A 14,421-nucleotide genomic window follows, 5' to 3' on the forward strand; every position below is an offset into this window, starting at 1 on the left:
AAAAGAAATTACTATCTGATCAGTCTCCCTCCATTAAAGTCGAAACGATCCGAAAGAGAAAGCTTCGTAGCAAAATCGAATAAAGTCAGACGACGTATTTTATAATAATTCAGCCAGTAGTTCTGCAAGGCAGAAATGTAGTTGCGCTGCGCCTCCTGCTGCCTGTTGAGCGAAAGCGTCAGACTATTAATATCCGCTTTACCGATAATAAAACGTTGCCTTGTCTCATTATAAGCCAGTATCGCCAGGTCCAGCGCTTCTTCCGCACTGGCAATCAACTGCTGCTGGATATTAAAATCACTCACCGTCATGATGACTTCCTCCTCAATACTGATCTCATCCTGACGTGCCGAAATCTTCACTACATTCAGATTATTCCGTGCCATGTTGTATTTGCCCTTACGAACGCCCCAGTCCAGCAGCGGAATAGATACGCTGACCGCTACCAAGTCCTGCTGCATCGGTTTATGATACACATCTCCGAAATTATCCGCCACCTGATTGAAGCCGATACTGGCATTCACACTGGCATTGAAACGGGATTCCTTTTTAGTCTTGTCCACACTCCGTTCCGCTTCCAGCACATTCTGCTTTAACTCCAATAACTGCGGATTATTGCTCCTTCCCCATCTCAAAGCCTCATCTACCGGAATCTCCATCATACTCGGTCGTGCAGGAAGTTCCAGTTCAATCTGCGTGTTCTTGTCCAGATTCAGAAAAGATGCCAACGAAAACATTGCCCGTTTCAAGTCACTCGCCCGATTCTGCAATGTATTCTGTGCGTTCACCTTGTCCAGTTTTAAAGTGAGCAGATCTGCCTGTGAAATGGCAGCGATCCGATGCCGTTGTTGCCCAATGCGATATAAGGTATCGGTAGAAGCGAGATTCTCTTTTGCCAGTTTATATTCCGCCTGCGCCATCGCCAGAGAAAAGAAATAACTCGTTGCCGTCTCCGAAACCTTCTCTACATTATAAAGGAATTCCTTCTTCACACGTTCATATTTCAGCGGCTCAATCTTCCGGTCCCATTTGAAAGGATTATAACCAACCAGACTCTGCGAATAACCGATTCGTATCGGGACACTAGTCAACTGTGTCGCACTATTATCTCCGAAATTACGCATATAGGCAAGGTTTGATTCCAGATAAAATGTACCTCCGGTCAGGTCGAGATTTTGCCGTACACTCAACCCGCCATAAGCATAGTATGACTGTTGTGTACGATATACATCCAGATCCTGTCCCGAATCATAACGTTTCGTAATGTCCCGGTTATATTGTGCCGGGGTAAGATCCATTGTCAGACTCGGCAGACGGTTTGCACGATACGTCCGGTATTCCCAATAGCCGGACAGATACATATTCTGTGTACGGAATGACTCCAGCGAACTGTCATTGGCTAAAGCGATAGTCTGATTCAAATCCAGCACCAGACATTTCTGAGCATATGCCGAAGAGAAATATATCCCTAATACAGTCATCAAGACCAAAAGAACAGATGATTTCTTCATAATTCAACTTATTTTTCATTTTGTGTGTTATTTCCGCTTTTTCCCCGGTAGATAAACCAATAAAGCAGCGGTATGATGAAGAGGCTGACAGCTGTACCGATAGACATCGTACCTATCATGGCGATAGACAGCGGCTTTTGCAGTTCCGATCCCATATCCGAAGAAAACAGTAATGGCACCATCGCAAAAATAGTAGTCAGCGAAGTCATGATAATCGGGCGCAGGCGTCTACGCCCAGCTTCATGAATAGCTTCCAGCAAAGGAACGCCTGCCTTACGCAGTTCATTGATCGCATCCAGTTTCAGGATGGAGTCATTGATTACGATACCACAGGTTACAATCAAGCCGATGGCAGACATCAGATTCAGCGTGTGCCCGCAAATCCATAGCAAGAGTAAGGCAAATGCCACGTCAATCGGAATCTCCGCCAATACCAGCAACGGTTGAAGGAAACTCTCAAACTGTGCAGCAAGAATGAAATACATCAGCAGTAATGAGATCATCAGAATCACAACCAGCTCATCCAACATCTCTTTGTTGGAGAAGAAGCTGCCGGAAAAGCCCGTATCCCAATCCCCTGTCTCATCCGCCACCTGTTTCACTTCACGCATCAACCTATCCGCATTCCGCACACCGTAAAAGTCGAACGGGACATATTCACCGTTACGTCCGGAAGTAATACTTTTCAAGTCTTCGGCGGGAGCTACGTTGATCAATTCCCGAAGCGGGATAAAATCGACATTCCCACGGTTGTCCGGTTGCGTCTGCACCAGTGTTTCCTGCAACACCTCGTTCACAGTCTTTTCATCCCCGGCAATGTTGATCGGCAAATACTGCTGATAAGAGTGCAGCATCGTCACACTGTTTTCCCGGAAAGCCGTTTTCAGTACCCGATACAGTTCGTTGTAGGAAACACGGTAGAGCAAGAGTTTCTCTTTACTGATACTCAGATTCAACTGGTTTTCGAAGGCGATACCTGTCGGATTGATTCCGGTTTTTCGTCCCAGTTCCTGTTCTACGCTGCGGATTGCTTCCGCTTTGGGGGCTTCCGCTTTATTACGGGTGTAAAATTCCGCCACCACATCCGGTTCACCCGTCACAAAGAGTTTCTCAAAGACCGTTTCCGGCGGAGAGAAAGAGATGACAGAGAGTGGATAACGTTCCTTCAGTTTCCGGTATACCGTCTGTGCCAAAGGAGCAATAGCGTCGGAAGTCTCCGTACGGAAATAAAGTTCCGCTTCGGAAGAAGACAGTTCCCGTTCCCGATTGAGGATGAAGTCCTGTCTACCGATAGAGGCTGTTTGCTCCAGTACTTCATCTTTCAGTTCCTTGAAAAGTTCATCCACCCGTCGTTTGTTTTCATCCACATGGATATTCTCATTCCATTCTATCCGGGCGATCAGTTCATTTTCCTCGATATCGGGCATCCGTTCTTTGTCTATAAAGAAAAAGAAGAATATGCAAAGCGGAATGGAAATCACACAGAACAGTACACTGAACGTTTTATGGCGGAATACCCAGTCGACACCCGCATCATAGAATCGGTCTAGCGTGTGGTCCTTGATCGGGTTATTAATTTTGAAAGAAAGCCACTTCCATTTCCGGGTGCGGACACCTGTCCGGTAAACCAGCAGATAAAGCACGGGAAGCAGCATGATTCCGGTCAGATAAGACACCATCAGCCCTACAGTGACAGAGAAAGCCTGATCGTAGAAGATAGCTCCTGCAATACCACTCATAAAAATCAGCGGGGCAAATACGGCAATAGTAGTCAGAGATGAACTCAACATAGGCGTTACCACTTCACTGGTTCCCGTCACGCAGGCACGGCGCAATGAATATCCCCGTTCGCGGTATTGCGATATATTCTCGGTCACAATAATCGAACTGTCAATCATCATTCCCAATGCCAAAATCAATCCGGCAAGCGATATGATATTCAGTGACATATGGCAAAGGTAGAAAAACACAAAGCTGATAACGATGGACACCACCATACTAAGTCCGATGACTAGCGGAGACTTTACATCCCCCAGAAACAGGACCGCTACCAGACAGATAAAAAGGAAGCCCAGAGAGAGATTCTGTCTGAGATTAGAGATCGTATAGTCCAGCAGTTCCGTCTGGTTGCGGCTGATGCTGAAATCAATCCCCGGATATACTGACTGGAAGTAAGTCATGGTGCCTACCAGCGCCCGCTTCATCTTATCTATATTCTCATCCGATTGTTTGATAACGGCAAGACTCACGGCACGTTTGCCATTGGACAGAGACACCCCTTTTTCCTTTGCGGGCACAACGCTTACTTTACAGAACTCTTTTAACTGTACAATGCGGTCGCCCTTACGCAGATAGATATTTTCTACATCTTCTGCTGTCCGCAGCAGTGTTGAGAACTTTATATTATATTCATAATACCCGTCGCGCACAGTCATGCTACCCGGTTCCACATTATTAGAGGACAAAGCCGATTCGACATCTCCAATCGAAAGTCCCATCACAGCAAGTTTATCCTTGTCGGGTACAATCTGCACCTGCCGTTGCAAAATTCCGGTCACATCTACCATGGCGACTTCCTCTAGCTGCTCTATCCTGCGCTTGATGACGGATTCGGCAAATTCGCACAACTCCAGAAAGGACTGTTGTTCTGTGTCACCGTATGCACTGTCATTCTTCAATGTCAGATTCAGATAGAATACGGGAATATCCGTTGCACTCGCTTTGATAACCTTCGGACGTTCCGCCTCTTTCGGAAGAAAATTCATGGCGGCATCTATCTTCTCATTCACCTCGATAAAGGCAAGGTCCGTATTCGTACCATACTCAAAAGACAGACGGATAATGCCCGCTCCGTCCCGCGACTCACTATGAATATCCTTCAGGGTAGAAACTTGAATCAATTGCCCCCTCAAAGGTTTGACAATCGTATTTTCCAATTCCCGGGCAGAGGTATTGGCAGAAGATACCTGTACCGTAATTTCAGGAATAGCGATATCGGGAAGCAGCGATATAGGCAGCGTAGAGTACGTCACTACCCCGATAATGAAACAGGCGGTAAAGGCCATCAATACGGCAATAGGACGCTGTATTAAGAATTTTATCATAGATTCATTATTTAATTCTTAATTATTCATTTTACATCAACTTCCGCTTCATGCGCCAAATTCAAGTTTCCGGTGACGATAACCGTATCTCCTTCCAGCAGACCATCCTCAATACCTTTCTGCGACCTATCGGAGACCACACACTCCGTTGCATTCTCCAATCCTGTATTTACATAATTCCACATAGCCTTGCCCTCTTTCAGGGTAAATACCACTTGTTTGCCGGAACGCAATACGACGGCTGTTTTGGGAATAACCAATTGCTCTCCCAATGAACGGCGGACACTTACCTTTACATTCATACCGCTAAACAGCTTTCCTCCCGCATTTACCGCAGCCTTGACTTTCACCATACCATTGGCATCCACCAACGGATTAATCTCAGAGACACTTCCTTCAAATGCTCCCCCACCGGCATAAGGAGTAATTACCACTTTATCTCCTACCTTGATAAAAGCAAGTTCATTTTCCAGCACCGTGAAATCAGCTTCCATTCCTTTGGAATCAATAATAGTACAGAATGCTTCAGAAGTATTTGCCGGATTATAGGGCTTTGAAAATAAATTGGCTACCACGCCGTCAAAAGGAGCAATCAATGTAGCATGTTCCATCTCTCTTTTCGCCAGTTCATATTGGGATTTAGATTGCTCATAACCACTTTTTACTTTGGCTATTTTCATCGTTTCGACAGGAACTTTATTAAAATCGTCAGGAGAATACCCCTGTCCGATCAGTACGTCTTTCAATTCCAGTTCGGCTTTCAATAAAGCATCTTCAGACTGAGACAATTTCTGCTCCAGACGGAATTTATCCAAATCAGCCAGCTTCTGCCCTTTCTGTACACGATCGCCATTCTTCACATAGATATGGGCGATGACTTCACTGGTTTCAAAGCGTAGATCGGCTTTGCCACGGGCACTGATCTTGCCGTTACTCATTAGTTCGTGATTAAATGCCTTTCTTTTCAGTATTTCTACAGTCACCTCATTTTTAGACATAGGAAGAACGGTGGAAACACCCTTTTCCGATTCATCCTCCATATTTTTCTTGCCGCTACAAGCTGTCATCATAATCAATGCAGAAGACAGACAGATCCATGCTAACTTGTGTTTGTTCATTTTTTATTTTGTTAGTTACACACTCAAAAATACATATTTCTTTCTAAATAAAAAGAGATACAGGATGATTATTTAAATAATACTGCGAAAACAGTAAATCACTCCACAAAATCAAATTCTGATATTTAGAAAACATTATCATTATCAAATTATTTCTTTATAAGTTTCTTCACTTCTTCTCTCATCTCCTTTATTGCAGTAGATTGCACTTTCGGTTCCTTCGTCAATACAATCTGAACCGCCTGTTTTAATTTCTCCAGATGTCGATATTCCGGTTCCACATAAAGTTTCGCTAACAAGTAATACGGATAAATCCGTCCCGGAAGCCGATGAGTAGATCGTATGAAATATTCTTCGGCTTTCTCATATTCTCCTGTAGCCTGATAATTCTTTCCTATTATATTCAGAATCATAGGATCACAACTATGCATCATTGCTTCTTTCAGAACTTCCGTAGAATGATCATATTCTTTCAACTTATGTAAAGAATGACCATACTCAAACAAAAAATCTCCCCGGTCATTCAATTCCGGATAAATTTTCTCATACCCCTCTTTGGCTAAACGAAATGCACCTATATTATAATACATTTTACATCTAAGCCATTCTTCACAGGCATTATACTGATTATATTTCCAATAGTAACTTCCCAACAGAGCAATCATTACAGTAAAAAGATAAATATGTATTCGTGACTTTCCTACCACACAAGCAGCCAGCAAAAAATAAAATGCTATCGCAAATCCGGGTATTTGCATCGGATAAGACGAAAATGCAAAAACTAAAACAGAAATCAAACCTGCACACGCACTTATTTTTTTTTCAGTTATCCCTTTCCAAAGGCAAAAGCTAATGATCAACAACACAACCAATAGAAATAAAACTCCATATTCTACAGCTATTTGCAGATATTCATTAAAAGCATATTCAGGACTTCCGGCTACCTGTTCCTCTGTAGCTGTAAACTCTGTTCTAGCAAAATAATTTTCCTGAGCCATTCCATAAGCCGATGCAAAGTTTCCAATACCATGTCCTAAAAATGGCTTTTCCGCAACAGTCATAGCGCTCACTTTCCAAATTAACAGACGGCCATTAGCCGAACCTACTTTTAATTGAAAAAGAGCATAACTAATTATTATCAGCACTATTCCTGCTGTTATCATAGCCAGAAATACCCTTTTCTTATACCTCTTACCTATCTTTCTTAAACGAGTTCCCCATGAACAGTGTATACCATATACCCATATTCCAGAAACCGCAACGGCTATCCATGCCGAACGGCTCATACCTGCCGGTAAAACACAAAGAATTAACAACAATACTCCTAAGGCCATATAATATTTACCCCGCTCTACCCAAGTATGTTTCTCTACTTTTCTCAAATTCAACCATTCACTCAAACAAATCGGAAATACCATCGCTAAATATCCAGAATAAGGTCCCGGATTGTAAAAGGAGCCTGTAAGCGCATATAATGAATGATTGGAAACAGCTAAACCGTATATCTGCCATAATCCCCAAACAGCCTCAACTCCACCTAATAGAATAAGAGACCAAACGACTGATAAATAAAATGTATTTCCTCCTCTTTTGTCTAAACATAAAGAAATAAGACTACATATTACAAACACAATAGCCATACGCCCCAAATATAGCTTCTGATAAGCCATATCTCCGACCGCAATAGTATAAGACGAAACAGTTACCACGCTCAAAATCGCAATGACTCCGAACAGCATCAATAAATGAACGTTATATTTATTCTGTAATAACATTTTCTGTTATCTCCTATTTTATTTGATCTTCATTAAAATCCGCTCCCAACGTACCTGATCAGTATACTTTTCTTTTGAATTCCAAATACGGGTAGCTTTGCCTACAATATATTCTTCCGGCAACATTCCCCAATATCTGGAATCTTGCGAATTAGCCATATTGTCCCCCGATACAAAATAATAGTTCTTTTTAAAGCAATACTGATGAATAAGACTATCTCCCATAAATACCTGCTCTTCTTTTAAGTGTATTTTTTTCTTTTGCTCCCAAGCAATCAACTGCCTGTATAATAAATAATTAGTACGGTTCATTACTACTATCTGCTCTTTTTGCGGGATAGGTAATGGTCCGAACTCCCGAATATTCCACCCTAAGCTTCCATCATAAGGAAATGTTCCCACTACGATTCCTTGTTTTTCCGGTTGCTGTAGTTTGGCAAGATATTGCTGAGCTTTATAATTTCCCAACTGTTCGTGACATCCACGCACTTTATAAAATCCTCCTCTGATTTCCAATGTATCCCCAGGCAAAGCTATACAACGCTTCACATAATACTGCATTACGTTCATCCGGATGCTATCCCACCGATTCATCTGATAAGGGAAATTAAAAACCAGTACATCATTTCTCTTAAAACTACCTAACCCCGGTATCCGGAAAATAGTAACGTCTTTGTTATCCAAAGCAGCGAACACGTTAAATAATCTGGCCCCCTTTATCATTTTATTAACTAATATTCTATCTCCATCTTTTAATGCAGGTTCCATAGAATCCGATGGAATTTTAAACGAGGTAAAACAGAATAGCTGTATCAAAAATAGAATTACTATAATACAGAATAGTAAGAATAGTAAATTCTCTATTATCGCTAGAATTTTCTTCACCCTACTCATACGCATCTTTTAGTTGAATCAATTTACGATAAGCCATCAATCCCAGTACACACTTTACGTGTTCGTCATTTCCATCCAATAATTCAATAGAAGGAGAAGCATTTTCTGCCATCCTCTCTTTCAGATAATTTGCCCATAAACACAAGTGTTCCCAATGCAATTCAGCATAACTGAAATTTTGTTCTGCCTCTACAATGGCTAACATCATCATTAACATATTAGCAGCAGCTTCCTCTGCACAATTATCTGTTTTTACTTGTTTACTTGCAACCGGATATAAGCCTATATCATAAGGTGGATATTTCCTTTTCCAACGCTCATCTTCACAATATTCGAATATCGGATTTAATAAACTTTTCATCCAATCAACACGATTAAAAAATAACAAGACAGGAAAATTCTTATATATTTCTCTGACATTACCCAAAGTATCTCCAAAACAGAATGACTTATGATCCGAAGATAACACAAACCTATGGGAAGATATAAAATTACGGTAAGAAGGAAGAATCTGTTCAGCAAATGTCTTATCACTCACTTGAAATGCCTTATTATTCCACAGTTTATCCAATTTATCACATTCTTCCCTTAGTTTCTGATACTTGTTTCCAACAGCCATCATTAATTCTTTAACCTCTCCAGTTCTATTGCTATTCCAAAGAGGTTGTAAACGCTCACCAACATATTGTATCCTCTGTCCTTCTCCACATCCTATTAACAATATGCCTTTATTTCCATTTTCTGCACACAGTTTTTGAAACAAAACAACATGACTATCATCGCATGAAAACGTTGTTTCATCCGCCGTCATACCTAAATATAAACTATCAGACTTGACAAACCGCCACTCTTGTTCAACCCAACTGTCAATCTTCCTCTTGCCAAACATCCATTCCATATCCACATCGAACAAAATTTCTACCGTATGCTCCTTTTTATCTTCTGCACGAACTTGATAGGAAAGGAAACCGACAGGCCACCCTGTCATATTCCACATCTCCGACAAAGAAGGTGAAACAAAATCAATCTGAAGTTCTACATCCCCGCATTGAAATACATAGTGAGTTTGAGTAGCTTGTATATCTATTTGTTTCAATAGGACCGTATCTGCTTCACTGTAAGTTTTATTTTCAATATACAGACCAAAATCCAACAATGCGGGGCCTCCTGTGTTACGTCCATAAGCTGCCAAAACATTTGTTCCATTACAAATATGAGCAATAGCTTCATCTGTTAAACGTTCACATTGTGTTTGATATGTTATTCCTTTTTCAGAGAAAAAATCTCCATTCCAAAAAAGTTTTATCTGATCATCGCAAATATAACAGACATAAATTTTATGCCCTTCTAAAGTATCTTTATTGTCAATCTTAATATGCCTGCGGACATATATATTTTCCGCTCCCCATGCGGTACGAATATTTGAATTACCTTTTACAGGTCCAAAAGCACCATTTCCTTCTTTCCAAAAAGAATCATCATATTCCTTTTGCTCCCACCCTTTTCCAGGAAACAAATAAGAATATTTCCCCGACCATCCGACACTGTCATTTGCAAGAGGAGCTATAGGAGATATACGTAAAGAATCTCCTCCCATAAAACGATAAGTCCTACCATCTATCCGTAAAATTCCTATCACTGGAAATAGCTTTCCAGACTTCAATCGCAGATAATGTTTATTCAATGCATCTCCCGCCATTTTTATAGAGAAATCAGGAGTAATAGCCAGCAACATATGTTCATCAGGAACAATACCAATAGAAGGTACAGCCTCCTTCTCCGAATGGAAACAAGCAGATAGCAAGACAATTATTCCTAATAAAATGATTGTTTTCCACAATATAACAAGTTTAATTGTAAGTCTTATTTCCATAGTTGCTCTCCCTTTTCATAAACAAAAACTCTTTCATCTACGCCACGCGTATGATTACGTAAGAACAAAAGTGCATTTCGAGGAATTCCTCTATATACTAATGAATCAACTGTAGCCTTGATTCTTCCGGCGGATTTCCAGTATCGGTCACAATAATACAACTCGTAGATATCACCAGGACGAATATAATTATCCCTGTTGCGGGGAGTATAGACAATACGGTCTATCTGCACCTTCCTACCCAAATCAAGTCCTGCCCATCCTCCGGTAAATTTGAAATAATCAAAAGAAGTCCACGTTTTTCCATCAAACACATTTGTATATTCATGCGTTCCATCATGCTGATAGCATCCGGGAGTCCCTATTATTTTTCCAAACAAGGCTGCAGAATCATTTTTTTCATAAAATGCGACTTCAGCCACATTACATAATCCTCCGGGAGGACCTACATATCTGATATAACGATATTCTTTATTTGTCGAACTTCTTACTGTCGTATTCAAACGATCAGGCTTACTTTGTATGATAAATAAAGTATCCCTTATTGCAAAATTCGATTGATTACTGCCTTCAAAAACACCCCCTATCATTCGATCACGAAATATATTTTCTCCATCTATATTACATTTAGCATACAATACCACATCTTGTGTATCTCCTTCGACAGAGAAATAATGCTGTTCATTCTTCTGCTTATCCACATAAAAAGGATCAGTCAAAAAGTTCAAAGTACCATTCTCATAAGTAGCCACCCTCATTAGCGTACCTTTTCGTACATTTCGGAAAACCAGATGTCCCGCATCGTATTCAGTCCAATCAATCGGTATCCAGTTATTTCTATTAGTAACACATAGATAAGCTATTCTCCCACTACTCTTATTCCTATAAAGTTTTTCCAATGGAATGACTAATTCTTTTTCAAAAGAATAAGCATATTCATAAGTAACATCCCTAAATTTCGGTAAACTCCAAAATGGATATACCTTTTCATTATATTTCGCCATTTGCTCATATAATTCTTTGTTTATATCAAAAGTATATCGATACACTTTTGGACTATCATCCCAACGATACCACCAGTTTTTGCGAACCATTCCCAGATTCTCCGGGAAATTAGCCATATATGCTTCACCTGTTTTATCCCAGGCTACCAACCAAAAATGCCCGGCATTAACATAGCTACGTACAGGAACAAAATCAATTGTACAAGGAATTCCCAAGGCTCGAAATAAATATACAGTAAAATCAGTCACTTCCCGACAGGTTCCTGACAGGCATTGTACATATTCAGGTCCGATATGCCCGAAAGAGTAAGGAGTAGTTGAAGTATAATAATGCCACTTATCAGGTAATGTATTTATTAAGTAATTTGCAGCTACTACCGGATCTTCCATATCTAACGAATCAGACGTCTTTAATGAATCCAACAGCTGATTATATTTATCATAATACATTTCACGCCAATAGGCTAATACCTCATCATCAATACGATAAGGCAACAAATACTCACAAAACATTTCGAAAGATATATTCTTTCCCCACGGTTGTTCACGCCAAACTTTAAAAGCCCACTCAATATTATTGCACAAATAAGCTGAATCGACTTCCAGCAAATCATATTTTTTATCTAACTGTCCAATTGGACCAAATGTTTTTTTCACAGAGTCCGCTACTTCTTCAGGAGTTTTTCCATGACTATCCTTCAGCCACGCATAATACTTTTTGTATTTTTCCAATTGTTCTCCATGTGTATAGGAGTGATATGGCATATTTTCTATCAAAAAACATGCAGCCTTATATTTCAGGCTATCAGTAGCATCCTGCTGATAATAATAAAGTACTTTCTCAAGTTCTGTGCGATTACCTTTTGCTATACGCAAAGCAAGTTCCAAAGAAGATATAGACTCTTCCTTGGAAAACACTTTGCCTACAATAAAGCATCCTAGTTCTATAATCAATACTACTATAACAACATGTTGAATATATTTCCAAAATTTGGCCATATCTCTTCAATACTATTTATTCAGCATTTCCACTTATCTTCAATCGAAGCGGTGCATCCTTTATATTACAATATATAGTGATTGTCTTATCAAAATGTTCAGGATGTTCAGCTTTATATTTTATTTTCATACTTAAAACCTTATTAGACTGAATCGGTTCCTTAGAATATTCTACCGAAATACAACCACAAGAAGTTATCACATCATTCATCACTAATGTATTTTTCCCCACATTAGAAATCTGTATCTCGACTTCTTGTGCATCATTCCAAGAAAAAGTACCTAAGTCTATTTTTGTTTTTGATATGGATACATCAGTTAAAAGCTGCTTATCATAAGATGATAATACCGTTTTTCCCGAAATAATATCTAAATACATTTTCTTTACATTATAGTTAAGTATTGGATTTCCAATTGCTATAATTTTATCATTTTTATCGAGAAGAAATGTACATAAATGCTCTTCATGTAAGAAATTATTCATTCTGTTTAAAGAATCCATTTCATCTATAAACACAAAGCGATCAAAATGGTTATCTCTTAAATGTTTAATAAACTTTCTTTTCCCCTTTGGATAGAATACCATTAAACAGTTCACCTTATTGGGGTAAACAGAATCTATTTCTTCTAACATCTCTTTCCATCTTGGTAATTGCAACTTACAGCTCATACAACCAATTGTATCCACATAATTCAATATAGTATAAGGGAGTTTTTCTCTTTCATATTTCATTATAACTGTATCATTAGCATAAGACGTTAGGCACATATTATCAGGAAATCGAATCGTCTTTCCACTCCACTCATTAACTAAACGTGTTATTTTATCTACCCTCGACTCCTTGCATGAAGTTAGTAATATAGTTACAAACAACAAACTTATTAAACGTATCATTTTTTTAAATAATATTTTACTATTACAGGATTATCATCTTCTGTCAATTGCTCCATCTTTTGTATTTCGTCAGGTGCCATTAATTTACGAACTACAACTTCAGATATCCTATCAGGCTGACAAATAGAAAGTAATACATTATCAACTATCCCAAAACAAGGATACATTATGAAAGGCTTGCCATCTTTTACTAGAAAACCTTCTTTTATTTTTCTGTTATAAATAAAATGACTTCCGTATCCTCTATCGGTCGTTGTTAAATAAACATACACATAATCATTGTTGAAAAATTTAAGTACCGGCAAAAGATTCTGTGAAGAATATTTCAAAAATAAATATCTCTCTGTAGCCTCTTTTGTAATTTCTCTTTTTTCTTCATCAGAACTATTTCTCTTTCCTACTGCCCGTCCAGGTAAACCATCAGCCTTGACTTCAGCATCTCCCATATCAAGATATATAATCGGGGTAAGTTTCTTTTCTTTCGCATCTATTTGATAAAAATAATAATTTACTCCAAACGGTACAAAATAAAAATGCTCACCTATACGATAAAAACAATCATTACTCATTGTGTTTCCAGAAATAGTTCCTTCATAATTAGCATTGACTGATTGCTGCGTTTTTAAGTCAATAAACGATACTTCTTGATTTGTCCATACAAAAGGATGATTGAAAATATAATTATCTGAATCTAGAGCCATCAGATAATCTACAGGAAACTCTGGTTTAAATTGTCTCTTAGATAAAAGTCCAAATGTCGGACTATAAGTATATACTGTTCCATATGGATTGAGCATATCAATCCCTTTTAAATAAGGATTAAAATTAATGTCTAATACCATATTGTATTCTTTAGGACCCTGACCATTCATTCTCTTCGAATTATCAATGTATTTTCCATTACCAGAAAAAGTAAAAACAATTTGATCACTAGTATAAAGAGCATACATATCCATACTTTTATTATAAATGATTTTATTACATTTATGAAAGATAGATGAGTCGTTGGTCTCTAGAGGGACAATCTCTATTTTTTCTAAAAAAGATGAAGCATCTTTAGAAGCTTTATGCACATCTACGGGTACTATTTCAACTCCGTCTAGTACGTTTTTATTACTTGAAGCACACGCAACAATAACAATTGCCAAGATTATTACACTTATTTTTTTCATTGTATCATATTTTTACATAGGAACTAACTAGAAAGTCCAACAATTCTGATTTACAGACAAAAGTAAAAAGTATAAT

The 14,421-nt window shown here is 38.9% G+C and carries 9 protein-coding genes; all 9 read right to left on the bottom strand.

Features of this window, described 5'->3' with window-relative positions:
• Positions 1-11 precede the first annotated feature (11 nt).
• Positions 12-1,511 carry a TolC family protein gene (locus BLW31_RS12150; protein ID WP_010538228.1) on the bottom strand — a complete coding sequence of 500 codons (1,500 nt, stop codon included), beginning with the start codon at positions 1,509-1,511 and terminating at the stop codon, positions 12-14.
• Between the two features lie 8 nt (positions 1,512-1,519).
• On the bottom strand, positions 1,520-4,615 hold the full coding sequence (locus BLW31_RS12155; protein WP_010538229.1) for an efflux RND transporter permease subunit: 3,096 nt from the start codon (positions 4,613-4,615) through the stop codon (positions 1,520-1,522).
• A 26-nt stretch (positions 4,616-4,641) separates the two neighbouring features.
• Complete coding sequence (locus BLW31_RS12160) at positions 4,642-5,733, bottom strand: efflux RND transporter periplasmic adaptor subunit (RefSeq protein ID WP_010538230.1); 1,092 nt, start codon at positions 5,731-5,733, stop codon at positions 4,642-4,644.
• Positions 5,734-5,882: 149 nt separating this feature from the next.
• Positions 5,883-7,508, bottom strand: a complete 1,626-nt coding sequence (locus BLW31_RS12165; protein WP_010538231.1) for an O-antigen ligase family protein — start codon at positions 7,506-7,508, stop codon at positions 5,883-5,885.
• Positions 7,509-7,526: 18 nt separating this feature from the next.
• Complete coding sequence (gene lepB, locus BLW31_RS12170) at positions 7,527-8,402, bottom strand: signal peptidase I (protein WP_010538232.1); 876 nt, start codon at positions 8,400-8,402, stop codon at positions 7,527-7,529.
• Positions 8,395-10,275 carry a glutaminase domain-containing protein gene (locus BLW31_RS12175; protein WP_010538233.1) on the bottom strand — a complete coding sequence of 627 codons (1,881 nt, stop codon included), beginning with the start codon at positions 10,273-10,275 and terminating at the stop codon, positions 8,395-8,397. Before BLW31_RS12175 ends, lepB begins: the two co-directional genes overlap by 8 nt.
• Positions 10,266-12,278, bottom strand: coding sequence for a hypothetical protein (locus BLW31_RS12180; RefSeq protein ID WP_010538234.1), 2,013 nt, complete (start codon positions 12,276-12,278; stop codon positions 10,266-10,268). Before BLW31_RS12180 ends, BLW31_RS12175 begins: the two co-directional genes overlap by 10 nt.
• Positions 12,279-12,294: 16 nt before the next feature.
• Entirely contained in the window at positions 12,295-13,173 is an 879-nt protein-coding gene (locus BLW31_RS12185; protein WP_010538235.1) for a DUF1573 domain-containing protein, read from the bottom strand.
• Positions 13,170-14,345, bottom strand: coding sequence for a DUF4934 domain-containing protein (locus tag BLW31_RS12190; RefSeq protein ID WP_010538236.1), 1,176 nt, complete (start codon positions 14,343-14,345; stop codon positions 13,170-13,172). Before BLW31_RS12190 ends, BLW31_RS12185 begins: the two co-directional genes overlap by 4 nt.
• Positions 14,346-14,421: the final 76 nt, after the last annotated feature.

This window comes from Bacteroides faecis MAJ27, assembly GCF_900106755.1.
Classification (GTDB): domain Bacteria; phylum Bacteroidota; class Bacteroidia; order Bacteroidales; family Bacteroidaceae; genus Bacteroides; species Bacteroides faecis.